At 68.9% G+C, this 25,348-nt stretch carries 22 protein-coding genes; 15 read left to right on the top strand and 7 right to left on the bottom strand.

Annotated elements, in window-relative coordinates; translation table 11 throughout:
* Positions 1–1,659, bottom strand: a 1,659-nt coding sequence (locus ATM97_RS11875) for a DEAD/DEAH box helicase (protein WP_255587592.1), incomplete at its 3' end; no start/stop codon positions are given.
* A 458-nt stretch (positions 1,660–2,117) separates the two neighbouring features.
* On the opposite strand from ATM97_RS11875, the gene ATM97_RS11870 reads away from it, so the two are divergent.
* Positions 2,118–3,170 (top strand): alpha/beta fold hydrolase, encoded by a 1,053-nt coding sequence (locus ATM97_RS11870; RefSeq protein WP_218718040.1) that lies wholly within the window; start codon positions 2,118–2,120, stop codon positions 3,168–3,170.
* A 28-nt stretch (positions 3,171–3,198) separates the two neighbouring features.
* Entirely contained in the window at positions 3,199–3,888 is a 690-nt protein-coding gene (locus ATM97_RS11865; RefSeq protein WP_218718039.1) for a ferritin-like fold-containing protein, read from the top strand.
* 3 nt (positions 3,889–3,891) lie between these two features.
* Here ATM97_RS11865 and ATM97_RS11860 read toward each other — a convergent pair whose 3' ends face one another.
* Positions 3,892–4,764, bottom strand: coding sequence for a helix-turn-helix transcriptional regulator (locus tag ATM97_RS11860; protein WP_255587591.1), 873 nt, complete (start codon positions 4,762–4,764; stop codon positions 3,892–3,894).
* Positions 4,765–4,864: 100 nt separating this feature from the next.
* Between ATM97_RS11860 and ATM97_RS11855 the strand changes: the two genes are divergently transcribed.
* Together ATM97_RS11855 and ATM97_RS11850 are read left to right on the top strand one after the other, a co-directional pair.
* A complete protein-coding gene (locus tag ATM97_RS11855) occupies positions 4,865–5,401 on the top strand; it encodes a YceI family protein (RefSeq protein ID WP_218718038.1) in 537 nt (178 codons plus the stop codon).
* Positions 5,402–5,501: 100 nt separating this feature from the next.
* Positions 5,502–5,729, top strand: a complete 228-nt coding sequence (locus ATM97_RS11850; RefSeq protein WP_218718037.1) for a DUF3107 domain-containing protein — start codon at positions 5,502–5,504, stop codon at positions 5,727–5,729.
* 71 nt (positions 5,730–5,800) lie between these two features.
* On the opposite strand, the gene ATM97_RS11845 is transcribed toward ATM97_RS11850, so the two are convergent.
* Positions 5,801–6,463 carry a TetR/AcrR family transcriptional regulator gene (locus tag ATM97_RS11845; protein ID WP_019048689.1) on the bottom strand — a complete coding sequence of 221 codons (663 nt, stop codon included), beginning with the start codon at positions 6,461–6,463 and terminating at the stop codon, positions 5,801–5,803.
* A 297-nt stretch (positions 6,464–6,760) separates the two neighbouring features.
* On the opposite strand from ATM97_RS11845, the gene ATM97_RS11840 reads away from it, so the two are divergent.
* From ATM97_RS11840 to ATM97_RS11810, 7 genes are all read left to right on the top strand, one after another.
* Positions 6,761–7,744 carry a DUF3152 domain-containing protein gene (locus tag ATM97_RS11840; protein WP_255587600.1) on the top strand — a complete coding sequence of 328 codons (984 nt, stop codon included), beginning with the start codon at positions 6,761–6,763 and terminating at the stop codon, positions 7,742–7,744.
* Between the two features lie 202 nt (positions 7,745–7,946).
* On the top strand, positions 7,947–9,128 hold the full coding sequence (gene moeZ / locus ATM97_RS11835) for an adenylyltransferase/sulfurtransferase MoeZ (RefSeq protein WP_218718035.1): 1,182 nt from the start codon (positions 7,947–7,949) through the stop codon (positions 9,126–9,128).
* 112 nt (positions 9,129–9,240) lie between these two features.
* Complete coding sequence (locus tag ATM97_RS11830; RefSeq protein ID WP_218718034.1) at positions 9,241–10,092, top strand: TIGR02569 family protein; 852 nt, start codon at positions 9,241–9,243, stop codon at positions 10,090–10,092.
* 170 nt (positions 10,093–10,262) lie between these two features.
* The gene (locus tag ATM97_RS11825; RefSeq protein ID WP_308248450.1) at positions 10,263–12,119 is read left to right on the top strand and encodes an SCO2524 family protein; all 1,857 of its coding nucleotides are present in this window, start codon (positions 10,263–10,265) and stop codon (positions 12,117–12,119) included.
* A 4-nt stretch (positions 12,120–12,123) separates the two neighbouring features.
* Positions 12,124–13,044: an SCO2523 family variant P-loop protein gene (locus ATM97_RS11820; RefSeq protein WP_218718033.1), complete on the top strand. Its 921-nt coding sequence runs from the start codon at positions 12,124–12,126 to the stop codon at positions 13,042–13,044.
* Between the two features lie 161 nt (positions 13,045–13,205).
* Positions 13,206–14,213 carry an SCO2522 family protein gene (locus ATM97_RS11815; RefSeq protein WP_308248449.1) on the top strand — a complete coding sequence of 336 codons (1,008 nt, stop codon included), beginning with the start codon at positions 13,206–13,208 and terminating at the stop codon, positions 14,211–14,213.
* 40 nt (positions 14,214–14,253) lie between these two features.
* Positions 14,254–15,222, top strand: a complete 969-nt coding sequence (locus ATM97_RS11810; RefSeq protein WP_218718032.1) for an SCO2521 family protein — start codon at positions 14,254–14,256, stop codon at positions 15,220–15,222.
* Here the strand turns inward: ATM97_RS11810 and ATM97_RS11805 are convergent, their stop codons facing one another.
* The 4 genes from ATM97_RS11805 to ATM97_RS11790 all read right to left on the bottom strand — a co-directional run bounded on the left by ATM97_RS11805 (position 15,223) and on the right by ATM97_RS11790 (position 19,133).
* Positions 15,223–16,080 (bottom strand): hypothetical protein, encoded by an 858-nt coding sequence (locus tag ATM97_RS11805; protein ID WP_218718031.1) that lies wholly within the window; start codon positions 16,078–16,080, stop codon positions 15,223–15,225.
* On the bottom strand, positions 16,077–16,610 hold the full coding sequence (locus ATM97_RS11800; protein ID WP_218718030.1) for a GNAT family N-acetyltransferase: 534 nt from the start codon (positions 16,608–16,610) through the stop codon (positions 16,077–16,079). The genes ATM97_RS11805 and ATM97_RS11800 overlap by 4 nt, the downstream gene beginning before the upstream one ends.
* A 159-nt stretch (positions 16,611–16,769) precedes the next feature.
* Positions 16,770–18,254: an MFS transporter gene (locus tag ATM97_RS11795; protein WP_218718029.1), complete on the bottom strand. Its 1,485-nt coding sequence runs from the start codon at positions 18,252–18,254 to the stop codon at positions 16,770–16,772.
* A 207-nt stretch (positions 18,255–18,461) separates the two neighbouring features.
* Positions 18,462–19,133 carry a FadR/GntR family transcriptional regulator gene (locus ATM97_RS11790; protein ID WP_218718028.1) on the bottom strand — a complete coding sequence of 224 codons (672 nt, stop codon included), beginning with the start codon at positions 19,131–19,133 and terminating at the stop codon, positions 18,462–18,464.
* A 189-nt stretch (positions 19,134–19,322) separates the two neighbouring features.
* On the opposite strand from ATM97_RS11790, the gene ATM97_RS11785 reads away from it, so the two are divergent.
* From ATM97_RS11785 to nirD, 4 genes are all read left to right on the top strand, one after another.
* Positions 19,323–20,579 carry an MFS transporter gene (locus ATM97_RS11785; RefSeq protein ID WP_218718027.1) on the top strand — a complete coding sequence of 419 codons (1,257 nt, stop codon included), beginning with the start codon at positions 19,323–19,325 and terminating at the stop codon, positions 20,577–20,579.
* 266 nt (positions 20,580–20,845) lie between these two features.
* Entirely contained in the window at positions 20,846–22,303 is a 1,458-nt protein-coding gene (locus ATM97_RS11780) for a NarK/NasA family nitrate transporter (protein WP_218718026.1), read from the top strand.
* Positions 22,304–22,333: 30 nt separating this feature from the next.
* Positions 22,334–24,883, top strand: a complete 2,550-nt coding sequence (nirB, locus tag ATM97_RS11775; RefSeq protein ID WP_218718025.1) for a nitrite reductase large subunit NirB — start codon at positions 22,334–22,336, stop codon at positions 24,881–24,883.
* A gap of 63 nt (positions 24,884–24,946) precedes the next feature.
* A complete protein-coding gene (gene nirD, locus ATM97_RS11770; RefSeq protein WP_218718024.1) occupies positions 24,947–25,348 on the top strand; it encodes a nitrite reductase small subunit NirD in 402 nt (133 codons plus the stop codon).

Here is a 25,348-nt window from a genome sequence, read left to right as displayed (position 1 = left end):
GGGGACGTCGTCGTCGGCGGCGGGCTCGGCGGCCGCGTCGCCGGACACAGTCGGAGCGGACACGGCCGGAGCGGACTCGGTCGCGTCGGCACCCGGCTCGGTGGCGGCCGCCTCGCCCGACTCGGCGGGCTTGCGGCGGCGACGCCTGCGGCGGGCCGGTTTGTCGCCCTCGGTGGCGTCGTCGACCGGGGCCGCCGTCTCGTCGGTGCTCGCGTCGGCTTGCGTCGGCTCGGTGGCAGTGGCATCGGCCTTGCCGCCCCTGGTGCGGCGGCGGGAGCGGGTCGACTTGGGGCGCTCGGCGCGCTCCTCGACGACGTCGCCCTCCTCGCGGACCGGCTTCGGCTTGCGGACGACGCCGGTGACGCCCTCCGGGATGCCGAGATCGGCGTAGAGGTGCGGCGAGCGGGAGTAGGTCTCGGCCGGCTCGGGGATGCCCAGGCCCAGCGCCTTGTCGATCGACGCCCAGCGGTGCAGCTCGTCCCAGTCGATCAGGGTGATCGCGACACCGGTGCGGCCCGCGCGGCCGGTGCGGCCGATCCGGTGCACGTAGGTCTTCTCGTCCTCGGGGCACTGGTAGTTGATGACGTGGGTGACGTCGTCGATGTCGATGCCGCGTGCGGCGACGTCGGTGGCCACGAGCACGTCGATGCTGCCCTTGCGGAACTTGGTCAGCGCCTTCTCACGGGCGATCTGGCCCAGGTCGCCGTGCACCGCGCCGACCGCGAAACCGCGCTCGGCCAGATCGTCGGCGACCTTCTGCGCGGTGCGCTTGGTGCGGGTGAAGATCATCGTGGCGCCGCGGCTCTCGGCCTGCAGCACGCGCGCGACCAGCTCGCTCTTGTCCAGCGCGTGCGCGCGGTAGACGAACTGCGCGGTGCGGTCGTGCACGGCGGAATCGTTGGCCAGTTCGGCGCGGATGTGCGTGGGCCTGGTCAGGAACGTGCGGGCCAGGGTGATGATCGGGCCGGGCATGGTGGCCGAGAACAGCATCGTCTGACGCTTGTCGGGCACCATCGACAGGATGCGCTCGATATCGGGCAGGAAGCCCAGGTCGAGCATCTCGTCGGCCTCGTCCAGGACCAGCACGCCGATCTTGCCGAGGATCAGGTGGTTCTGGTTCGCCAGATCCAGCAGGCGGCCGGGGGTGCCGACGACCACGTCCACGCCCTCGCGCAGCGCGGCGATCTGGGTGTCGTACGGGCGGCCACCGTAGATGGCGGCGACCTTCAGCGAACCCTGGTGGTTGGTCAGGTACTTGCTCGCGTTCTCCAGGTCCTTGGTGACCTGGATGCACAGCTCGCGCGTCGGCACGATGACCAGGGCGCGCGGGGTGCCGTCGAGCGGGGTGGTGCCGGTGTCGGCGGTGGCGATGCGGTGCAGCAGCGGGACGCCGAAACCGAAGGTCTTGCCCATGCCGGTGCGGGCCTGACCGATGAGGTCCTCGCCGGCCAGCGCCAGCGGCAGGGTCAGTTCCTGAATCGCGAAGGTGCGTTCGATCCCGATCTCGCCGAGCGCGCGCACGATTTCCTCCCGCACGCCCAATTCGGCGAAACTCGGCGGGATGTGGGTGTTGTCCAGTTCGGCCGTCAGGAGAGTGTCGGTCAAACCGGGTTCCTGTTCGACAGTGATCTTGCTCAGGGTTCGTGCCTTCCTCGTCATTGCATCTCGCACGCACGAGGTGGGGCGGGCCGGTCGGCCCGCGACGACCACATATCCGCCTGTGATACTCACCGGGCCTGCACCGATCGCTAGCGCGTCGTCGGTGCGGCACATCGGTGATGCGGATTCGGTGCGCGCACATTTTCCATGGACATCGCCGCCGTCCGCCCGCGCTGACCGCCGGTGGAGCGCAGCGCCCGCGAGAGCGGGAGTGTCGCGCCCGCAGGGTCTGCCGGGGCGAGGAAACTAGCGTTGTCCACGGTGATTGTAGCGTGATATTGTTCGCAACCCGAATTTCGGCTCGTCGCAGCGCGGGGTGAATACCGGCGCGCCGTCACATTCCGGTGGTCCCGCGGTGTGTCACAGCACAATTCGGCGGCGCGGAATTCGCGCGTGTCCGGCGCGTGTAACAGAACTCACTTGGTACCGCCGGTACCGGGTGTGAGACATTCTTGGGCGTGAGCATCACCGAGACCGTCACCACCGCCGCGCGCAACGCGTGGGCGCTGAGCTTCGGCGCGGGCATCGAAGCGCCGGACCCGGCGCCCTCGACCGTGCTGTGGGACGAGCCGCACCGTCTGCTGCGCCGCTACGATTCCGAATCGTCTTCGGCCACAACGGATTCCGCGGTACTGCTGGTGCCACCGCTGGCCGCGCCCGCGACCTGCTTCGACCTGCGCCCGGACCAGAGCCTGGCGCGGCACCTGGTCTCGACCGGCCGCTCCACCTACCTCGTCGACTACGGCGACATCTCCTTCGCCGATCGCCGGATGGGCTTCGAGGACTGGGTCACCGACATCCTGCCCGAGGCGATCCTGCGCACCAGCGCCGATCGCGGCGGCGCCCCCGTCGACCTGGTCGGCTGGTCCATCGGCGGCGTCTTCGCCCTGCTCACCGCGGCCGCGAACCCGGAACTGCCGATCCGCTCGGTGACCGGCGTCGGCTCGCCGCTGGACTACAACAAGATGCTCGGGATGCCGCAGCTGCGCGCGGTCGCGAGCATCACCGGCGGCCAGGCCACCACCGCGCTGGTGCGGGCGGCGGGTGGCATTCCCGCGCCGCTGGTCAAGATCGGCTACCGGCTCGCGGCCATCGACCGTGAGCTGGCCCGGCCGCTGTTCCTCGCGAACAACATCACTCGCACCGAGACGCTGGCCAAGATGGAATCCATCGACCGGTTCCAGGCCGCCATGCCCGGCTACCCCGGCCGCTTCTACGGTCAGATCTGGGGCCGGTTCATCCTGGCCAACGACATCGGCCGGGGCAGGCTCCAACTGCGCGACCGCGTCATCGAGCTCGCCGACGTGCGGGTGCCGGTGCTGCTGGTCGGCGGCACCGCCGACGTGATCACGCCCAAGGCCGCCGTCGAGGCGGGCCTGCGCACCCTCACCGGATCGCCCTCGGTCACCTACGAGGTCGCGCCGGGCAGTCATCTCGGCATCCTCGCCGGGCCCGACGCCCGTCACACCACCTGGACCTACCTCGACAAGTTCCTGGCGGAGCGCGACTGATCATCGATCGGGACTAAGGTTGACAGTCATGGGAGCACAGACCTCTGCCGCGTCGGATGTTGTCTCGACCGAACCGCTCGCCGCGGATCACCCGGGGGTGACCGAGCTGTTCGCGGTCGTCGCCTACGGTGAGATCTCCGCGTTCTACCGGCTGGCCGAAGAGGCCAAGCTGGCGCCGTCGCTGCGCGGCCGGGTGGCCGTGGCCAAGATGGCCGCCGCCGAGCTGGCGCACTTCGAGACCCTGGAGGCGGCCCTGGCCGCGCGGGGCGCCGACCCCGAGGCCTCGATGGCGCAGTACCAGGGCGCGCTGGACTCCTACCACGCCTCCACCGACCCCTCGACCTGGCTCGAGTCGATGGTCAAGTTCTACGTGGGTGACGGCCTGGCCGCCGACTTCTACACCGAGATCGTCGGCGTGCTCCCCGCCGAGGTCGCCGACGTGGTGCGCGAGGTGCTCGCCGAGACCGGCCACTCCCAGTTCGTCGTCGACGAGGTGCGCAGCGCGGTGGCGGCCAGCCGCTCCGAGCGCGACCGCCTCACCCTCTGGGGCCGCAGGCTGCTCGGCGAGGCGATCACCCAGGCGCAGTACGTGATGGCCCAGCGCGACGAGCTGGCCGAACTGGTGCTGGCCGCGACCGGCGACCTCAACGGCATCGCCACCCTGTTCGACCGCATGCAGGAGCGCCACGCCGCCCGCATGGCCGAACTCGGCTTGTAGGACCTACTCGCCGACCGCGTGCCCGGGCACCAGGCGCAGCTCCGGCGCACGGGTCGCGGCCTCCCTCGGCAACCAGACGACGACCTGCTGATCGCGTTCGGCGGCCAGGGTCTGCACCGTGAAGGTGACGGTGCCGCGGACCGGATGCTCGAAACCGAGCAGGGTGGGAACGTCCTCGGCCAGTCGGTGCGGTTGCCAGCGCCGGGCGAATTCCGGCTCGGCGCACAGGTGGGTGATGATCCCGGCGACCCGGTCGTCCTCGGGGCGGCGCAGCCGGGTCCGGGCCAGCTGGTCGGCCAGATGATCGGCGAGCCGGGCCCAGTCGGTCACCGTGACACGGGCCTGCGCGTGCCGGAAGGTCCAGACGGCCAGGTTCACCTGGTCGGGATCGTCGAGCAGGCCGATCGGGCCGACCAGATCGGCCCACGCGCTGTTCCAGGCCAGCACGTTCGCCCGCGGGCCGAGCACGAACGCGGGCGTCGGCGTCATCGCGTCGACGACGCCGCGCAGCGCGGCGGGCACCTGATCGAGTTCCGGATCGAACGCCGTGCTCGGGCAGCGGGCTTCGGCGCTGCTGGTCAGCGCCAGCCAGCCGAAGTGCGCGCGCTCGGTGTCGTTGAAGCGCAGCGCGGTGGCCAGCGCGTCGACGACGGCCATCGACGGATTGCTGTCACGCCCCTGCTCGAGCCGGGCCAGGTAGTCGGCGCTGACGCCGGCCAGCACCGCGACCTCCTCGCGGCGCAGGCCGGGGGTGCGTCGCCTGCCGCCGCCGGGCAGACCGACCTCCTCGGGCCGCAACTCGGCCCGGCGCGCGACCAGAAGTTCCGCGAACGCCGAGCGGGCGCCGTGCCGCTCTGTCATGTCTTCGCCTGCCATGTCTCGATGGTGCCCGGTCCCCGCTCCCGCAGCCACGCCCTGCGAGGTCCAGGATAAGCGCGGTCTGGTTAGCGGACCACGGTCCGGTGAGGGTGGAGGCATGACTTCCTCGACACAGACCCAGCAGCTGAAGACCGGATCGTGGGCGCTGGACACCCACCACTCCTCGGTCTCGTTCACGGTGCGCCACCTCGGCATCGCCAAGGTGCGCGGCGGCTTCACCCGCTTCGAGACCGAGTTCGTGGTCGACGAGACCGGCGCGGCCACCATCGGCGCCACCATCGCCCTCGACTCGTTCGACACCGGCAACGCCGACCGCGACGCCCACATCCGCGCCGCCGACTTCCTCGACGTCGCCAACCGCCCGACCCTCACCTTCCGCGCCACCGGACCGGTGCGCGTCGCCGAGTCCTTCACCGTCGCGGGCGAGGCCACCCTGGGCACTGTCACCCAGCCGGTCACCCTCGACGTCGAGTGGGGCGGCGTCGCCGACTTCCCCGACGGCACCCGCCACGCCGGCTTCTCCGCCGCCGGCACGATCAAGCGCACCGACTTCGGCGTCGGCGTCCCGATGCCGGGCATGCTGTCCGACACCGTGAAGATCGAGCTCGAGATCGAACTGGTCGAGCCCGCCTGACCCCGTTCGCTCAGAGCGCAGGCGGGCATGACACCGGCGTCGCCCGCCTGCATTAGCCTGGAGTCGACAACACAGGACTCTTACGTTCGGAGGTTTGGCCGTGGAGGTCAAGATCGGTATTTCGGATAGCCCGCGCGAGCTCATCATCAACAGCGCGCAGAGCCCTGACGAGATCGAGGCGCTGGTCTCCGAAGCGCTGAGCGGCGCGAGCGGTGTGGTGTCGCTGACCGACGAGAAGGGGCGCAAGTTCCTGATCCAGTCGGCCAAGGTCGCCTACGTCGAGATCGGCTCGCCCGCCACCGGCCGCGTCGGCTTCGCCACGGTCTGAAGGTCCTGACACCGAAAAGCCCCGCACCGGATTCCGGTGCGGGGCTTTTCGTCTGGTCTGGGCCGGTGCGCTCAGCCGATCGGGTGCAGGGGGACGTGCTTGAGGCCGCCCCAGGCCAGCGCCACGGTGGTGTCGACCGCTTCGTCCTTGGGGATCGGGCGGTCGGCCTCGAGCCAGTAGCGCGCGGTGAACTGGCTGGCGCCGACCAGGCCGACGGCCAGGATGCGGGCCCGGTAGGGGTCCAGGCCGGAGTCGTGGGCGACGAGGTCGAAGACCGCGTCCACACACGCCTCGGTGGCCTGCTCGACCCGGCGCTGCACCTGCGGTTCGCTGGTCAGATCGGATTCGAAGACGAGGCGGAAGCCCTGCATCTCGTTGTCGACGAAATCGAAGTACGCGGCGACCGCCGCGCGCACGCGCTGTTTGTTGTCGGTGGTGGAGCGCAGCGCCTGGCGCACGCTCGACACCAGGATGTCGACATAGTTCTGCAGCACCGCCAGATACAGCTCCAGCTTGCTCGCGAAGTGCTGGTAGAGCACCGGCTTGCTGACGCCGGCCACCTGCGAGATCTCGTCCATGCCCGCGGCGTGGTAGCCACGCTGGACGAACACTTCGCTGGCGGCGAGCAGCAGTTGCTGGCGTCGCTCGTCACGGGGCAGCCGGGTGCCGCGCTTTGCCGGGACCGTTTCCGGCACCGATCGGCGCGAGGTCATGCGGTCCACGAGGTCTGTCATCTCGGCTCTCTTTGTCGTTTACCCCGGCCCAGGGGTGCGGTCCGGTGTCCCACGAACGATACCCGCACGGTGTTCCCATCAAGTTTCGCCCTGGAAATGTAGTACCAGTCCCCAGGGTTCGCCGGGCCGTAACCGCGTGATCTCCTGCGGCCGCCGCGAGGTCGCGCTTGCGCACTGTGAGAATCTGGTGGGGTGACCGACCGACCGGAACGACCATCCGGCGGCGGGCGCGATGTCGCTCGCCCCACGCAACCCACCGAGTCCGGTTCCGTGACGTCGGCGCCAGAAGGGCGAGAACTGCAGGTCTACGACCCGCTCGGGCTCTACCAGCCCGCCGACAAGTCGCGGCAGCCGCTGCGCGCCCACTGGAACCCCACCGACGCCGACACCGGCCGACCGCGCAGCCCGCAGCGGGAGGCCAAGAAGCAGAGCGCGATCGGCCGATTCGTGCGCCGCTACGGCTGGCGCGCCTACGCGCTGCCGGTATTGCTGGCCGTCACCGTGTTCGTCGTCGTCGACGCGATGCGCGCGAGCCCGATGCCCGCCGCGACCGAGCCCGGTTTCGGCGCGCTGAGCCCGAAGATCGCCCAGTCCGGCATCATCGGCGCCCCGCCCGGTGACGGGAAGTTCCCCGCCGATCTGCCGCTGGGCGCGCTGCCCGAGGGCGGCGAGTACGTCGACCGCGCGGCGGGCACCTGGCACGTGGTGCCCGGCACCAGCCCGCAGGTGGGCGCGGGCACCGAGCGTGTGTTCCGCTACACCGTCGAGGTCGAGGACGGCATCGACACCGCGCCCTTCGGCGGCGACGCCGCCGTGGCCAAGATGGTGGAGACCACCCTGGCCAACCCCAAGAGCTGGACCCACGACCCGCGCTTCGGTTTCCAGCGCGTCGACACCGGCGAACCCGATTTCCGGCTCTCGCTGACCTCCCGCGAGAGCACCCGCGCCGCGTGCGGATTCGAGATCCCGATCGACTCGTCCTGCTACAACGCCGACATCGACCGCGTGGTGCTCTCGGAGGTGCGCTGGGTGCGCGGCGCGCTCGCCTTCGACGGCGACATCGGCTCCTACCGGCAGTACCAGATCAACCACGAGGTCGGCCACGCCATCGGCTACCACGGGCACCAGCCCTGCGAGACCGACGGCGGCCTGGCGCCGATCATGATGCAGCAGACCTTCGGCACCAAGAACAACGACATCGCCCTGCTCGACCCGCACGGCGTGGTCCCCGCCGACGGCAAGACCTGCCGCTTCAACCCCTGGCCGTACCCGAGAGGGTGACGGTCGCGGTGATGCGCGACCATGGACGGGAAGAACCCCGCGGCAGGCGACGTTGTCACCAATGCCAACCCGTACGGTTTTCGGCCGCCTCGCCGTCGAGGGGCGAGGCGTAACGGCGTAGCCGGAGCCTCGCCCCTCGACGGCGAGGTCACGAGGCCGAAAACCCGCGGCGCCAGCCGCCAACAAGCACAGGAGCTCTGACGTGTCATTCAACGGGTCCCTGCCGCCGCTCGTCGAGCCGGCCGCGGAACTGACCAAGGACGAGGTCGCTCGCTACAGCAGGCACCTGATCATCCCCGATCTGGGCGTCGACGGTCAGAAGCGCCTGAAGAACGCCAAGGTGCTCGTGATCGGTGCGGGTGGTCTGGGTTCACCCGCCCTGCTGTATCTGGCCGCGGCCGGTGTCGGCACCCTCGGCATCGTCGAGTTCGACGAGGTCGACATGTCGAACCTGCAGCGCCAGATCATCCACGGCGAGTCCGATATCGGCCGTTCGAAGGCCGACAGCGCCCGCGATTCCATCCGGGAGATCAACTCCGGGATCGACGTGCGGCTGCACAAGATCCGCCTGGAACCGGACAACGCGGTCGAGCTGTTCCGCGAGTACGACCTGATCGTGGACGGCACCGACAACTTCGCCACCCGCTACCTGGTCAACGACGCCGCCGTCCTCGCGGGCAAGCCCTATGTGTGGGGCTCGATCTACCGCTTCGAGGGCCAGGTCTCGGTGTTCTGGGAGGACGCTCCCGACGGCCGTGGCATCAACTACCGCGACCTGTACCCGGAGGCCCCGCCGCCGGGCATGGTCCCCTCCTGCGCCGAGGGCGGCGTGCTGGGCGTGCTGTGCGCCTCGATCGGTTCGGTGATGGTGACCGAGGCGATCAAGTTGATCACCGGCATCGGTGAGACGCTGCTCGGCCGGCTGATGGTCTACGACGCACTGGACATGAACTACCGCACCATCAAGCTGCGCCGCGATCCGGAGCGTCAGCCGATCACCGGGCTGATCGATTACGAGGCGTTCTGTGGTGTGGTCTCGGAGGAGGGCATGGCCGCCGCGGCCGGGTCCACGATCACCGCCGCCGAGCTGAAGGATCTGCTCGACGCGGACAAGGTCGAGTTGATCGACGTCCGCGAGCCGGTGGAGTGGGACATCGTCCACATCGACGGCGCGACGTTGATTCCCAAGGACCGCATCCTGTCCGGCGAGGCGCTGGCCGAGTTGCCGCAGAACAAGCCGATCGTGTTGCACTGCAAGACCGGTATCCGTTCGGCGGAAGCCTTGGCGGCGCTCAAGCTGGCCGGTTTCGCCGACGCCACGCATCTGCAGGGCGGCGTCGTCGCCTGGGCCAAGCAGGTCGATCCCTCGCTGCCGGTGTACTGATCCGGTAACCACGCTGTTGCCGACCTCGCCGAAGATTGCGGCGAGGTCGCAAAGTGGAGTGTGCCAGCGTGCCTTCGGGCTCGGGCGGTAGCCGCGGGGTTACGGTACGGCCGTGACCTCAGTCGAACCTCCCGAGCATGTGCGGGCCACATTCGGGCTTCGCGAAGTGACACCGGTCTCCCTCGGTGACTGGGACGGTGGCTGGCGGCTGGGTGACGTGGTGCTGAGTCCGGTCGCCGATCACGCGCGGGCCGCGTGGTCGGCGAAGGTGCGCGAGACGCTCGCGGTCGACGGTCTGCGGGTGGCGCGCCCGGTGCGCGCCACCGATGGCCGGTACGTGGTCTCCGGCTGGCGGGCCGACACTTTCGTCGACGGCGCGCCGGAACCGCGCCACGACGAGGTGGTCTCGGTGTCGCTGCGGTTGCACAAGGCGACAGCGCAATTGGAACGCCCGCGTTTCCTGGTGCAGCCGCCGGTCGCGCCCTGGGTGGACGTCGATGTCTTCGTCGCCGCCGACCGGGCCGCCTGGGAATCGGTGCCGCTGCGCAGTCTGCGCGCGGGCGGCGTCCCGATCGCCGCGACCCCCGACGGGCAGCGCAGCCTCGAATTGATCGGCCAGCTGGCCACCCTGCGCAAGCCGGTGCGCAGCCCCGATCAGCTGGTGCACGGCGACCTCTTCGGCACCGTCCTGTTCGCCGGCGCGCACACGCCCGGCCTCACCGACATCACGCCGTACTGGCGCCCGGCCACCTGGGCGGCCGGCGTGGTCGTCGTGGACGCCCTGGCCTGGGGCGGTGGCGACGACGGACTGCTCGACCGCTGGGCCAGTCTGCCGGAATGGCCGCAGATGTTGTTGCGCGCCTTGATCTTCCGGCTCGCGGTACACGCCTTGCATCCGCGCTCGACCCCGGAGGCCTTTCCTGGTCTGGCCCGCACGGCGGACATGGTCCGATTGGCGCTGTAAGGGCGAATTGCGCCGATCGTGACCGATGGGTCGGATGTGATTTCAAATCCGTTGAGACCCAACGTTTCCTGGGATATCCCGTGCTATCTTCATCGAGCATCGCCGCCATGTGTCCTGCGCCGGACCGGGGGACCCGTGCGGCCCGTCACGAGCGGTGAGGATTGCTGCGGGTGAGAATCCAGCCCAGACAACAGATTCTGGATATTTGGAGCGCCATGCTCTCGGCCTGCTATCGGGACGAGAAATGGCATTGGGACGGTGTCCTCGGCGCCAATTCGATCAGTGATTCCGAACAGTTGCTGTGCCTGCTGTATCCGGCCACCGAGATCGAGAGCTTCGCGCTGGACCGTCCCGAGGCGATGTCCGACGACGTCAGGGTCGTCCTCGAGGCGTTCGGCGGCCAGGCCAGGATCGGGATCACCGTGCTCGGCCTGGTCGAGGAGTACCTGGCGCGCAACACCGCGCCCGACGGCCTGCCCCGGTTCGACGCGGGCAGCTACCTGCGCACCACCGGTGACACCGAGCCGTCGCCCGCCCAGCACGCGCTCGAGGTGGTCGACGGCTACTCCATGTCGGTGACGCTGTGCATCGCGGCGCTGGGCTTCGCGCGCGTGTTCGACCGCTGGGCGCGCACCGAGCGGCGCAAGGACATCAGCGCCAGGATCGCCGAGCTCAGTACCGGTTTGAGTACCCGGCTGACCGCCGCCATGACCGGCCTGGTGCGCAGTTTCGTGGTCAACACGGCCTCGCCGCGCTCGCCGGCCGGCAAGGTGATGCTGGGCATGCTCAACCAGTCGGGGCAGCCGGAGAAGGTCGTCGTCGACGCCGTCGCCCGCAGCCTCGATCGTGTGCGCGCCCGGCTGCGCAACGACGTCACGCTGGGCCGGGCACCGGAATCCGAACTCGACGACGAGGATCTGCTGTTCGAGTGCGGCTGGAGCTGGGGTGTGGTGCAGGGCGCCGACCCGGTCGACTTCGTCCCGGACGCGATCGGTTCCAGCGTCGGCTACGCCGACCCCAGGCCCTACCTCTACTTCACCATCACCGCCCTCGACGGCATCAACGACGTGCTCTCCCAGCGCACCCGGGAACTCGACCTGCTCGACGACACCCAGTACCGCCTGGCCGAGGCGCTGCGCATCCGCTGGGACATCACCCAGCGCTACTGGGCGACCGTCGCGCGATTCGGTAGCGGCACCTGGCCGCTGGAAGACATCCCGTGGCGCACCTCCGACGGCGAGGAATCGGACTACTTCTCCCTGCTCGTGTCCGCGGTGCTGATCCAGGAACTGGTGGCCCGCACCGCCTCCGACGACGACCTGACCCGCGCGATCGGCATCTTCGACGAGCTGGCCCGCCGCGGCCGCATCATCCGCAGGCCCACCCAGGACGACCCGTCGCTGGCCCTGCACCATCCCGGCGTCCGGATGACACTGCGCGGCAGCGAACTCGTCGACGGCGGCGGTTCCCGGCTGGAGTGGATCGCCTCGGACTTCGCGCCGGTTCTGCTCAAGCGCAGCCTGCAGGCGGCCCGGCTGTCGGGCAACATCACCGCGCGCGATCGCCTGATGGAACTCGCCAAGAAGGTGATGGACCACCTGGACCTGCGGATGATCACCGAGGGTGACGCCGCGGGCCTGTGGGACGATCCCGGCGCGGCCTTCGGCGCCGCGGCCCAGCCGGGCCAGACCCTGCCGTCCTGGTACATGACCGAGCGCGTGATCGAATGCCTGGTCACCGCCGACCGCACCTACCGGGAGGCGCCGTTGCGCTCACCGGCCATGGTGGTGCGCGCGGTCGAACTGCTCAACGAGGCCGAGCACCTGCTCAACCAGGAGATGCTCAATGTCAGCGTCGAGGACACCTCGGCCAACCGCATCGCGCTCGACGGTGTCGAGCAGCAGCTGGCCCGGGCCAGAGACGTGGTGAATCTGCAACCGGGAACGGCGTTCACGCTCGCCTCGGCGGCCCTGATCGAACTCGACCGGCTCGCCTACGCTCGTCTCGACGCGATGAGGAGCACGTGATCCCATGATCGTTTTCGCCACCTCGGACAAGGGCGGCACCGGACGGTCGGTGACCAGTTGCAATCTGGCCTACCGGCTGGGATTGCGCGGGATCAGCACGGCCTACCTCGACTTCGACTTCGGCTCGCCGACCGCGGGCGCGCTGTTCGAGATCAGCGCGGTGGAGCGGGGCACCGCCTCCGGCAGCGGCCTGCACTCGTACCTGCGCGGCCACAACAGCCTGCCGCAGCGCATCGACGTGCGGGCCAACACCAACCGGGACGCGTTGCGCAGCCAGCGATCTCGCGGCGGCAAGCTGGTCCTGCTGCCCGGCGACGAGGGCGGCGGCGAGGCCATGTCGGCCAACGACGCGCACGTGGTGCGCCGCTGCCGCGAGCTGCTGCTCGACCTGGACAGCACCTACAAGGTGGTCATCGTCGACCTGAGCGCCGGCCGGTCGGTGGCCATGCAGATCGCGCTGGAAGCGACGCGTCCCCAGGACATGCCGGACAAGGAGGTGTGCTGGCTGGTCTACCACCGCTGGACTCGGCAGCACCTGATGGCCGCCCAGGGCCTGGTGCACGGGCCCAAGGGCCTGCTGAAGACCGGCGTCGAACTCGGCTACGCCCCCGACGACCTGCTGGCCCGGATCCGCTTCGTCCGCACCGCCGTTCCGCGTGTCACCGACGAGCACGCGGCCAACGGCGGACCCCAGGCGGCGTGGCTGCTCAAGCAGAACGACGCGCTGCGCTCGCTGGCGGCCGAGTACCGGCTCGGGGCAGGCGCGCTGCTGGGGGAGACGCCGGTCGAGCCCGTGCTGCAGTGGCGGGAGCAGATCGTGCTCGACGCGGATGTGAACGCGGGTATCGCCAATCGCGCCACCGTCGACGCGTTCGAGGAACTGGCGCGGCGGCTGTGGGATCGCGCGACGTGGGTGCGGGTGTAACCGCAGGAAGACGCCGGGTGGGGACGATGCGCGCAATCGCGACAAAACTTGCGAAAGGGACTGGGGGAGGAGAAAATTCGATCGGGCGTGTCCGATCGATGGGCGCGCCGACGTGATGGCTAGAATCGCGACGATTCTATCCGGACGGGTTGACAGGGGCTGTGGTTGTGGGTGGCGCCGTCTACGCCGAGTCGACGGCGTCAGTGCGTGTCGAGGATGTACCGCTGTCGCATGTGTCCATCGAGGTCGGGCACTTCTACATGTCGGATCTGCTCAACGGTGAAGCGACGATCGCCGCCCAATTCCGGCGCGTGGCACCACTGCTCGAGGCGTTCACCGAGATCGCCAGGCAGGACTTCGCCGAGGCCGCAGGCGGTGCCTCGCGGGTGCGGGTGAGCACCTGCTTCCTGCTCGACGACTACTTCCAGACCGACGCCGATCCGCGCCGGATCGTGCCGAAACTGCTGCGTATCGCGCAGGAGTGCGGCGTCCGGATCGACTACCTGGCCAGTGAGGCCGGGTGCAGCCGGTATCTGCGCCGTCAGCACGACGAACCGCGGATCCCGCTGGCCCAGATGGTCGCCGACTCGATCGTGGCCGAACCGGCGCCGGGCAGTACCGGGCGCAGGCCACCGACCGCGGAATCCGGCTGGCTGTGCAACGGCGAGCGGTCCAGCGACCACGAGCCGGGCCACGCCATGGAGGTCAGCTATCGGCCGCCGGTGGAGTTCGCGGCGCGTAATCACAACATCTTCCTCGACGTCGAGATGTGGCGGGACCGGGGCGCCGGCCAGGACGTGCTGTGGTCGTGTCCGTTCCTGGCCTCGGTCTGGCAACTGCTGCGCCTGGGGATGCTGCGCTACGAGGGCAGAGCCATCGTGGACGCCGAGTACTGGCAGCCGGGCCACGAATGGCCGGCGCGCTGGGCGGACTTCCCGAGCGTGATCCGGCTGCAGGAGCGGGCGGCGCCGTTCGCCGCGTTCCGCTCCCTGTCCCTGCTGCCGCAGCGGTACGTGGGCATCGAGCACGCGGTGCGGATGATCCTCGACCATGTGCAGCCCGACCCCGCCGTCGTCGGGCTGATCACCCGGCGTGCCAGCGAGCAGGGGATCGCGATGACCGACGACGTCACCGACCGGCTCTCGCATTTCTTCCTCAGCAGCCTCTGATCCGATGCCGTCCCCAGCGCAGACGGGCTACGCTGCAGCAATGCAACTCAGCGGTGGACCGCTGGCGCTTCTGGGTGAAGTGCGCACCGGCCTGCTCCCGGAGTCGGCGGCACTGAGCCGCGGGTCGGCCGCGGAATTGCTGACCCTCGTACGGGGCAGGCGCGTGCAATCACGGGAACGGCCGGTCAGCTGGGCGCGGTCACCGGTGATCTCCGAAGGCGTCGACTGCCGGCTCGCCACCCCGACGCGCACCCGGGTGCGCGCGGTCGGGACCGTCGCTGCCCACGCCGTGGTCCTGGGCGGGCGGATCTTGCAGAGCTCGGCCACGGCCACCGTCACCGCCGGGCAGGGCACGCACCGGCGCGGCTGGGGGCACTACCTGAGCCGGATCGGCATCGTCGAGATCCTCACCCGGATACCGCCGGACATCGGCGCGCAGCTGGCCGACGGCTTCCTCGGTCCCGGCGACGCGGCGACGGCCACCCTGGACCCGGGCGCGATCGCGGCCCGGCTGCACATGCGGGTCCGCACCGATCCGATGCTGAATCAGAAGCCGCCGATCCAGACCAGCGCGTCGCGGCTGCGCTGGGCCGCGCGGGTGGACCGCGAGCAGGCGCCGAGCATGTCGTTCGTGCTGCTCGACGAGGAGACGCGGCTGGCCTCGGTCGTGGTCGGCGACGAGGCGGAACTGGCGGCGGTGCAGGGCTTCTGTGAGGACCTGGCCATGCACGACTGGCTGTTGACGGTGCTCACCGAGGTGATCGACGAGGCCGAGATGGCCGAGCTGTCGCGTAGCTCGCCCGCCCAGGTGCTCACCCCACTGCTGGAACACCTCGTGCACCTGTGGCTGCCCGGTGCGTTCACCCCCGCCCCGCTGCGTGGCCTGTGGACGGGGTTGGAAGCCGATCCCGGCTTCACCGTGCAGTGGAATTCCCGGATCGGGCAGCTGCGCGACCGGGTCGCGGTGGCGACCCTCGGGGCGCTGACCCGCAGCCAGTCGCGGTGGTGATCACAGCCGGAACAACTGGCGCACCAGCAGCGCGAAGAACACCGAGGTCGACACGATGCCGGCGTAGGACTCCACGATCAGGGTGGCCTGCGCGAACGATCCCAGCTTCGGCAGATCGTCGGTGCCTACCGGATTCAGGAAGTTCAGCAGTCCCACCCGCACGGCGGTGTTGACGCCGATCCCGGTGCTCGACAGATAGAAGACCCCGACGAACAGCGCGATCTCCACCGCGATCCAGGCCAGCAGCAGGAACGGCCGATAGCCGTAGCCGCACAGCAGATCCGAGGTCATCCCGGGCAGCCGCCGCCAGCGCGGACTGCGCGCCCTGGTCTTGGCGCGGGCCATGTTCAGGCCGCAGCGGTCCTGGCCACGCGGGTTCTCGGTGGTGGTGTGCAGGCGGTAGGCCTGCCGGTAGGCGAGCGCGGCGTGCGCGGGCAGCTTGTGCGCCGAGAGTTGTGCGCCGAGTTCCTCGTACACCTCGGCCAGCAGGATGGACTGGGTGCGGCTCAGGCGCAGCGGACCGCGGAATTCGACCTCGGCGGCGAACAGCGCGGTGAGCACGGTCTCGCAGGACAGCTCGCGCCCGGCGTTGTCGAGCATGTCCGGATCGGCGTCGCGGTAGAGATGGGCGAAGACCAGGCTGTCGCCGACCCGCCGGGTCGAGGGCGGCACGTAGTCGGCCAGGAACTGCTCGACGCGATGGTTGAGCTCGTCGAGCAGGGTGTATTCGCCCGCGGGTCCGGGCGCGCGCAGGAAATCGGCGACGACCTCGGCGAAAGCGCCCGCGTGCCTGCGGATCAGGGTGGTCTTGGAGGCGACGAAGTCGCCGAGCCGATCGTGTTCGGCGTAGTCGGTCATCCCTCGTCGACCGGCCCACGGTCCTTGTACCACCGGCGATCGGTGGGATCGGCGTTCGGCCAATCGGGAACGATGCGGTGCACCAAAAGATCTCGCGGTTCCCCCACCCCGAAATACTGGTCCTCGTAGCCCGCCCAGACGAAGCCGGAATTCTTGTACAGCGTCGCCGCGGGCACGTTCGACGGGCGAACCGTGATGAAGACGGCATCGACCTGCGACGAACGACATTGCGCGACAGCGAGATCGAGCAGCGACCGGCCCAGTCCCCGGCCCTGATAATTCGCCGAGACGGCCAGGCCGATCAGCCAGGCGGAATCCGGTCCGACGGCCACCATCGCGTACCCGCAGAGCGAACCATCCACATCGGCCACCAGCCAATGTGATCCGTGGATATCGAACAATTGCCGAATGGCGAAATAGGGGTAGGCCAGTGGCCTGAACTCGCTCGATTCGAGCTCGGCGATGGCGGCCAGATCATCGACCGTTGCGGATCGGAATCGTAACTCTGCCTGCTCGTTCGAGATGTTCAATACCGCTCACCTCTGCCGCCCCGGTGCAAGTCTGGACTCCAGGGTAAGCGCAGATCGGTGATCGCGGCCACAACCACGGACGAAAAGTGTTGTCACACAGCCGAAAGCCACGTTCGGTGAGGGGAGCCGAACGTGGCTTTCGGGGTCGCGCTGGGTGGATCAGACGCTGGCGTAGGCCAGCGAGGGCGCCCGGTCGGTGGCGAAGCTGGTGCGCAGGTAGCACCACCAGGTGACCGCCGCCATCACCAGGAACACCACGGCGTAGGCCCAGAAGGCGGGGGCCATGGTCTTGAGGTGGACGTTGGACAGGCGCAGCGCCTGCTGGACGACGAAGCCACCCGCGGCGCCGACCGCGCCGATGACACCGATGGCGGCGCCGGCCTGACGCTTGGCCGAGATGGCGGCTTCGGCGATGTCGATGCCGTGCTCGGCGGCGTACTTCTTGGAGGTGGCGTTGAAGATCGACGGGATCATCCGGTAGGTGGAACCGTTGCCGATGCCGGCCAGGACGAACAGCGCCAGGAAGGCGACCAGGTAGAGCGGGAAGCTCTTCAGGTCCACCGCGAGGACGATGAACGCGACCGAGATCGACATGCCGCCGAAGACGTAGACGGTGATCTTGGCGCCACCGCCGACCTTGTCGGCGACCCAGCCACCGAACGGACGGCTGAACGAACCGACCAGCGCGCCGAGGAAGGCGAGGTTACCGAGGGTGGTGATCCAGCTGATCTTGGCCAGGTCCGGGAAGGTGGCCTTGATCAGGGTCGGGAAGGCGAAGGAGAAGCCGATGAACGAACCGAAGGTGCCGATGTAGAGGAAGGCCATGATCCAGGTGTGGCGGTTGGTCAGGGCCAGCTTGTAGGACTTGCCGTCGGACTTCGCCTCGGCGATGGAGTCCATGAAGTACAGCGCGCCCACGGTGGCGACGGCGATGAACGGCAGCCAGAACAGCACCGCCAGGGTGATGCCGAAGCGGTAGCCGCCCGCGTCCTTGGCCATCACGTGGGTGCCGAAGGTGATCAGCAGCGGCACGATCAGCTGGGTCTGCGCGACGCCGAGGTTGCCACCGGCGGCGTTGAGGCCCAGCGCGGCGCCCTTCTTGCCCTCGGGGAAGAAGAACGAGATGTTGGCCATCGAGGACGAGAAGTTACCGCCACCGACACCGGCCAGCGAGGCCAGCACGAGGAAGACCCACATCGGCGTTCCGGGCTGGTTGACGAAGTAGAGGATGCCCAGGGTCGGGATGAACAGCATCGCCGCGCTGAAGGCGGTGAAGGCGCGACCACCGAACTTCGGGACGGCGAAGGTGTAGGGGATGCGCAGGGCGGCGCCGACCAGGGTCGGGATGGAGGTCAGCAGCAGGGCGTTGCTGACCGCGGTCGGGTTGCCCTTGCCCAGTCCGGCCAGGAAGTCGAAGCCGGCCGCGCCCATGGCGGTGACGATGGAGCCCCAGATCACCCAGATGCTGAAGCCCAGGTTCTCGGCGAAGACCGAGAACCAGAGGTTCTTGCGGGCGGTCTGCTTGCCGCCGGCTTCCCAGAACGCCGGATTGTCAGGATTCCACTGGGTCAGCCAGCGACCCTTCTTCTGATATTCGAAGGACGGGGATTCCGTCTCCTGGCCGGTGGCGGCGATTGCGGTCATCGGCTTCCTCTCGATCGGGCTCGATAGAGGCGCATCGGATTTCGTGGCGTTCGATGCGCTTCTTGCGGGGTCGAGATAAAGGTAGAAGCCGGTTGTTGCGTGACAATGGCCTCAGGTGACGTTCCAGCCAACTCACGCTCACCGTGGAAAACGCGGACCGGTGACCGGCCGGAAACCTGGATGTAGGACAGCCGCCGTTCGCTGTACTCAGCGATCGGGGTACTCGGCGATCAGCGAGCCGAGGAAACAACGGGTCGCCTGCATCGCCTTGTCGGCGTCACCGTCGATCACGGCCTGCACGAGTTCGGCGTGCTCGGTGTCGTAGGCGTCGTCGGAGCGGGCGGTGCGCGCGTGGATCACCTGCTCGATGATCGGCAGCAGCGAATCGTAGAACTCCAGGTATACCGCGTTGTGGCTCGCGACGACGATCGCGCGGTGCAGTTCCACGTCGGCGGCGATGGCGACCGGGTCGGGTTCGGTCCAGTTGCGGTTGCTGCGCTCGGCGAGCAGTCGGCGCAGGGTGGCGATGTCGGCGTCGTCGCGGCGGCGTGCGGCCAGGCCGGCGGCGGTGGTGTCGAGCGCCTGGCGGAGTTCGAGGATGTCGCGCTCCTCGGCGTCGGCGAAGAACTTGCCCAGGGTGCCGCCGACCTCGGAGGTGGCGATCACATAGGTGCCCGAGCCCTGCCTGCGTTCGAGCATGCCCGCGTGCACGAGGGCCTGGACGCCTTCGCGGACGGTGTTTCGCCCGGTCCCGGTGAGCTCGGTGAGTTCCGGTTCCGTGGGAATTCGCTGGCCCACGGGCCAACGGCCGGAACGGATCTCGGCCCGAAGCTGCTCGGTGACCTGAGCGATGAGGCTGGTTCGCCGGACGGGTTGCACGTCAGCCAGGGTACTCACCCGCCGCCCCGCGAATATCGGCCAGACTCAGGTGCGTGCAGATCTGGGGCCGCGGCAAGCCTTGGGTGCGGGGTCGGGTGAGCCCGTCCCCGTTGAGTTATCCATGTTCTCGCGTTGGAGATCGCTCACAGTCCCTTGGCGTTAGTCATCGGGTCATCCTATGATTTGTCGGTGACCGCGACCCTCCCCGATGCCCGAACTCTGCCCGATTCCGGTACGCGCAGTCGTACCCGCGCGCTGATCGAAGGCCGCCTGCTCGTGCTGGCGGCCATTGTCATGTCCGCGCTGACGTTGCGGGCCGCGGTCACCGCGTTCAGCCCGCTGGCGGAGGAGATCGGCGCCGATATCGGGTATGGGACCGCGATCGTCGGCGTGTTCGGCATGCTGCCGACCGCGATGTTCGCCATCGCCGGGCTGGTGACGCCGCTGCTGGTGCGACGGTTCGGGCTGGAGCGCACGGTGCTCATCGCGATGCTGCTGGCCGGGACGGGGTCGCTCACCCGCGTGTTCTCCGCGGGCACGGGCGAGCTGCTGGCCTTCTCCGGTGTGGTGCTGCTCGGGATGGGTATCGGCAATGTGGTGATCCCGCCGCTGGTGAAGCGGTATTTCGCCGATCAGCTGGCCGCGATCAGCTCCTTGTACATCGTGATGGTGCAGTTGAGCACCGTCGTCCCCGCGTTCGTCGCGGTGCCGCTGGCGGAAGACCACGGGTGGCGGATCTCGATGGGTGTGTGGGCGCTGGTCGGCTTCGCCGCCGCGGTGCCGTGGGTGTTCGTCCTGCGCGACCGCAAGGGCCGCGACCGGCACGACGTCACCGCCCTGCCCGTCGATTCGGCGACGGACATCGGCAGGATCTGGCGTTCGCCGGTGGCCTGGGGGATGGCCGCGATGTTCGGCATGACCTCGCTGACCACTTACGCCATGTTCGCCTGGCTGCCCAAGATCCTGTCCGACGCGGGGGCGAGCGCCGGTTTCGGCGGCAGCATGGTCGGCCTGTTCGCGCTGATGGGCCTGATCCCCGCGCTCGGTGCGCCGACCGTGGTCTCGCGGATGCGCAATCCGTTCCCCGTCGTGGTGGCCTGCATGGTGCTGTTCGTCGTCGCCTTCGCCGGTCTGCTGATCGCGCCCATGGGCGCGCCGGTGCTGTGGGTGGTGCTGCTGGGCCTCGGCCCGAGCACCTTCCCGATGGCGCTGACCCTGATCAACCTGCGCACCCGCACCCCGCGGGGCTCGGCGGCGCTGTCCGGGTTCACTCAGGGCGTCGGGTACGCCGTCGCCTGTGTCGGTCCGTTGCTGTTCGGCATGCTGCACACCTGGACCGGCGGCTGGCCGGCCCCGTTCGCCCTGCTCCTGGTCGCCCTCGGCGTGCTGCTGGCTGGTGCCTGGCAGGCCTGCAAACCGCGGATGCTCGAAGACACCTGGAATTGAGCCGAGAAAATCTCACCGCTCGAGTTGCACGCGTGTGCGTCGAGAGTAATGCTGTGTAGGTCACACCCTCACGGGTGATTCCGACGATTTCTGGCCGCTTCCTTACCTGCGGAAATCGTTGTGTCACACGCCGGAAACAAACGGGCTGATCTCACCTACCCGAAGCGCGGTAGGTGAGAAACCGTTGATTCGCGCGACATTTCCCGCAGCATTCCGGCAATACCCATTTCCTACCGTTGGGCCATCGCACTTTTGGGAGGCCCAACTTGAGCACGCTGAAGCGTAACCACGACATCGAGCACTGGGATGCCGAAGATGTCGCGGCCTGGGAGGCCGGCGGCAAGGACATTGCCAAGCGCAACCTGATCTGGTCGGTCTTCGCCGAGCACATCGGGTTCTCGGTGTGGTCGATCTGGTCGGTGATGGTGCTGTTCATGCCCGCCGACAAGTTCGGCATCGACCCGGCGGGCAAGTTCTTCCTGGTCGCCATGCCGACCCTGGTCGGTGGGTTCCTGCGGATCCCCTACACCGTGGCCACCGCTCGCTTCGGCGGTCGCAACTGGACGATCTTCAGCGCGCTGCTGCTGGTGGTCCCGCTGCTGCTGACGCTGTACTTCGTCACCCAGCCGGGCACCTCGTACACGACCTTCCTGGTCGTCGCCGCGTTCGCCGGTGTCGGCGGCGGCAACTTCGCCTCGTCGATGACCAACATCAACGCCTTCTATCCGCAGCGGCTCAAGGGCTGGGCGCTGGGCATGAACGCGGGCGGCGGCAACGTCGGTGTCCCGGTGATCCAGCTGCTCGGTCTGTTGGTGCTGGTCACCCTCGGCGGCGACTACGCCTACCTCATCTGCGCGATCTACCTGGTCCTCGTCGCTCTCACCGCGGTCGGCGCGGCGTTGTACATGGACAACCTGACCAACCAGAAGGCCGACCTGTCCTCCATGGGCACGGCCCTGCGGGTGCCGCAGTCCTGGGCGATCGCCTTCCTGTACATCGGCACCTTCGGTTCGTTCATCGGCTACAGCTTCGCCTTCGGCCAGGTCCTGCAGATCAGCTTCAAAGCCGGTGGCGACACCGCCGCCCAGGCCGCCGTGCACGCCGCCTCGATCGCCTTCATCGGCCCGCTGCTGGGTTCGCTGGCTCGCCCCTACGGCGGCAAGATGGCCGACCGGATCGGCGGCAGCAAGGTCGCGCTCGGCACCTTCGGCGCCATGATGGCCGCCGCGCTGATCGTGATCTCCGCTTCGACCATGGCCGACCGCAACAACGGCGTCGCCTCCGGCGCCACCATGGCCTTCCTGGTCGTCGGCTTCATCGCCCTGTTCGTGCTCTCCGGTTTCGGCAACGGCGCCGTCACCAAGATCATCCCGTCGGTGTTCGAGGCCAAGTCCAAGAGCCTGCCGCTCCCGCGTGCCGAGCAGGCCGCGTGGTCGCAGAACGCCGGCGGCGCCCTGATCGGCTTCGTCGGCGCGATCGGCTCCCTGGGCGGCGTCGGCATCAACATGGTGCTGCGCTCGTCCTACTCCGCCACCGCCTCGGCCACCACCGCGTTCTGGGTGTTCCTCGCCTTCTACGTGGTCTGCGCGGCCGTCACCTGGACGGTGTTCCTGCGCCGTCCCCGCCTGTCCGTGCCTACCGACTCCGATGTCGTGGTCGAGGCCGAGTCCCTGGTCCTCGAGGCCGAAACCAACGCTTCGTCGGCCAAGACGTCGGCTCGCTGACTACCGACCACTACCAAGGAGGTCACTCTCATGAACAGCACTCGCAAGACAGTGGTCGTGGTCGGCCACGGCATGGTCGGTCACCGCTTCGTCGAGGCCCTGCGCTCGCGCGACGAGGCAGGCGAATGGCAGATCGTCATCCTCTCCGAGGAGAAGCTGCCCGCCTACGACCGCGTCGGCCTGTCCTACTACGTCGGCAGCTGGAAGGCCGAGGAGCTGGCGCTGCCGGGTAACACCTACGACGGCGACGCCCTGGTCGAGCTGCGGCTGGGCCAGCGCGGCGAAGCCATCGACACCGCGGCCAAGACCGTCACCAGCTCCAACGGCGACGTCATCGCCTACGACGCGCTGGTCATGGCGACCGGTTCCTACCCGTTCGTCCCGCCGGTGCCCGGCCACGATCTGCCCGAGTGCTTCGTCTACCGCACCATCGACGACCTCGACGGCATCCGCGCCGCCGCCGAAGCCGCCGGTCCCGGCGCGCACGGCGTCGTCGTCGGTGGCGGTCTGCTCGGCCTGGAAGCCGCCAACGCGCTGCGGCTGATGGGCATGACCCCGCACGTGATCGAGTACAACGACCGCCTGATGCCCGCCCAGGTCGACGCCGGTGGTGGCGCGATCCTGGAGAAGCTGGTCAGCGACATCGGCCTCAACGTGCACACCGGCGTCGGCACCGCCAAGATCGTCTCGATCGAGGAGGAGGGGGCGAACAACGTCACCCTGCACCTGTCGGACGAGTCCGAGATCCACGCCTCGCTGGTGGTGTTCTCGGCCGGTATCCGACCGCACGACGCCCTGGCCAAGGCCGCGGGCCTCGAGATCGGCGCCCGCGGCGGCATCCTGACCGACCTCGCCCTGCAGACCTCGGACCCGAGCGTCTACGCCATCGGTGAGTGCGCCGCGATCGAGGGCATCTGCTACGGCCTGGTCGCCCCCGGCTACACCACCGCCGAGATCGTCGCCGACCGGCTGCTCGGCGGCGCCGGCGAGTTCCCCGGCGCCGACATGTCGACCAAGCTCAAGCTCATGGGCGTCGACGTCGCCTCCTTCGGTGACGCGCACGGCACCACCGAGGGCGCGCTCGAGGTCGTGCTGCACGACGCGGCCAAGGGCACCTACGCCAAGCTGGTCGTCTCCGACGACGCGCAGACCCTGCTCGGCGGCATCCTCGTCGGCGACGCCAGCCAGTACGCGGCCCTGCGTCCGCTGGTCGGCCGTCCGCTGCCCGCCGACGCCGCCGCGCTGATCTCGCCGGCCGGCGCCGAACTGGGCGCCGACGCGCTGCCCGACGACGCCCAGATCTGCTCCTGCAACAACGTCAGCAAGGGCGCGATCTGCGGCGCCATCGCCGAGGGCGCCTGCGACATCCCCGGCATCAAGAGCTGCACCAACGCCGGCACCTCCTGCGGTGGCTGCGTGCCGATGATCAAGAAGCTGCTCGAGCAGTCCGGCGTGGAGATGTCCAAGGCGCTGTGCGAACACTTCACCCAGTCGCGCGCCGAGCTGTTCCAGGTCGTGCAGGTCACCGGCATCCGCACCTTCTCCGAGCTGATCGCCAAGCACGGCAAGGGCACCGGCTGCGATATCTGCAAGCCGACCGTCGCCTCGATCCTGGCCTCGACCTCGAGCGATCACATCCTCGACGGCGAGCAGGCCGCGCTGCAGGACACCAACGACCACTTCCTGGCCAACATGCAGAAGAACGGCACCTACTCGGTGGTGCCGCGGATGCCCGGTGGTGAGGTCACCGCCGAGCAGCTGATCGTCATCGGTGAGGTCGCCAAGGAGTTCGACCTCTACGTCAAGGTCACCGGTGGTCAGCGCATCGACCTGTTCGGCGCGACCGTGGAGCAGCTGCCGCTGATCTGGAAGCGCCTGGTCGACGCGGGCATGGAGTCGGGCCACGCGTACGGCAAGTCGCTGCGCACCGTCAAGAGCTGCGTCGGTTCCACCTGGTGCCGCTACGGCCAGCAGGACTCGGTCGGCATGGCCGTGCTGCTGGAGAAGCGCTACCGCGGCCTGCGCTCGCCGCACAAGCTGAAGCTGGCCGTCTCGGGCTGCGCCCGGGAGTGCGCCGAGGCCCGCGGCAAGGACGTCGGCGTGATCGCCACCGAGCACGGCTGGAACCTCTACGTCGGCGGCAACGGCGGCCTGACTCCCAAGCACGCGGTGCTGCTGGCCGGCGACCTCGACGACGAGACGCTGATCCGCTACATCGACCGCTACCTGATGTTCTACATCCGCACCGCCGACCGCTTGCAGCGCACCGCGCCCTGGCAGGAGGCGCTCGAGGGCGGCATCGACTACCTCAAGGCCGTCGTGTGCGAGGACAGCCTGGGCATCGCCGACGACCTGGAGGCCGCGATGGCCAAGCACGTCGAAGGCTACAAGGACGAGTGGGCGGCCGTGCTCGAGGACGAGAACAAGCTCTCGCGCTTCGTCTCGTTCGTCAACGCCCCTGGCGAAGCCGACCCGACCATCTCGTTCGACGACAGCGGCGAGCGCAAGGTGCCTGTGCTTCTCGGCCTGCCCGGCATGCCCGCCGGTGTTGGCTCCGACACAGCAGCGGCCGGGAAATAAGCGCTTAACCCTGCGGAAACAGGGCGCCTGTACCAATAGGTAAGGCGTTCGGAGGAGGAACCGATGACCGTTATCGACACACCCACCATCACCACGGAGACGGCGACCTGGACACAGGCGTGCCGACTCGACTTCCTGATCCCGGGCCGCGGCGTTGCTGTCCTGCTCAAGGGTGGCAAGCAGGCCGCCCTGTTCCTACTCACGGACGGCACCCTCGCCGCCGTCGGCAACATCGATCCGTTCGGCCGGGCCGCGGTGATGTCGCGCGGCATCGTCGGTGATCGCGGTGGCATTCCGGTCGTCGCCTCGCCCCTGCTCAAGCAGGCTTTCTCGCTGATCGACGGTCGTTGTCTGGACGACCCGACCAAGTCCCTCCCGGTCTACGCCGTGCAACTCGACGGTGGCGTCGTCGCGGTATCCAACGAGCCGGTGCAGGTCGCGGCCCTCGAATCCTCGGACGGCTGA

Origin of the sequence: Nocardia sp. MH4, from assembly GCF_019266065.1 — a bacterium.
GTDB lineage: Bacteria > Actinomycetota > Actinomycetes > Mycobacteriales > Mycobacteriaceae > Nocardia > Nocardia canadensis.
The sequence above is the reverse complement of the archived record's forward strand: the minus strand, read 5'-3'. Positions and strand labels throughout refer to the sequence as shown.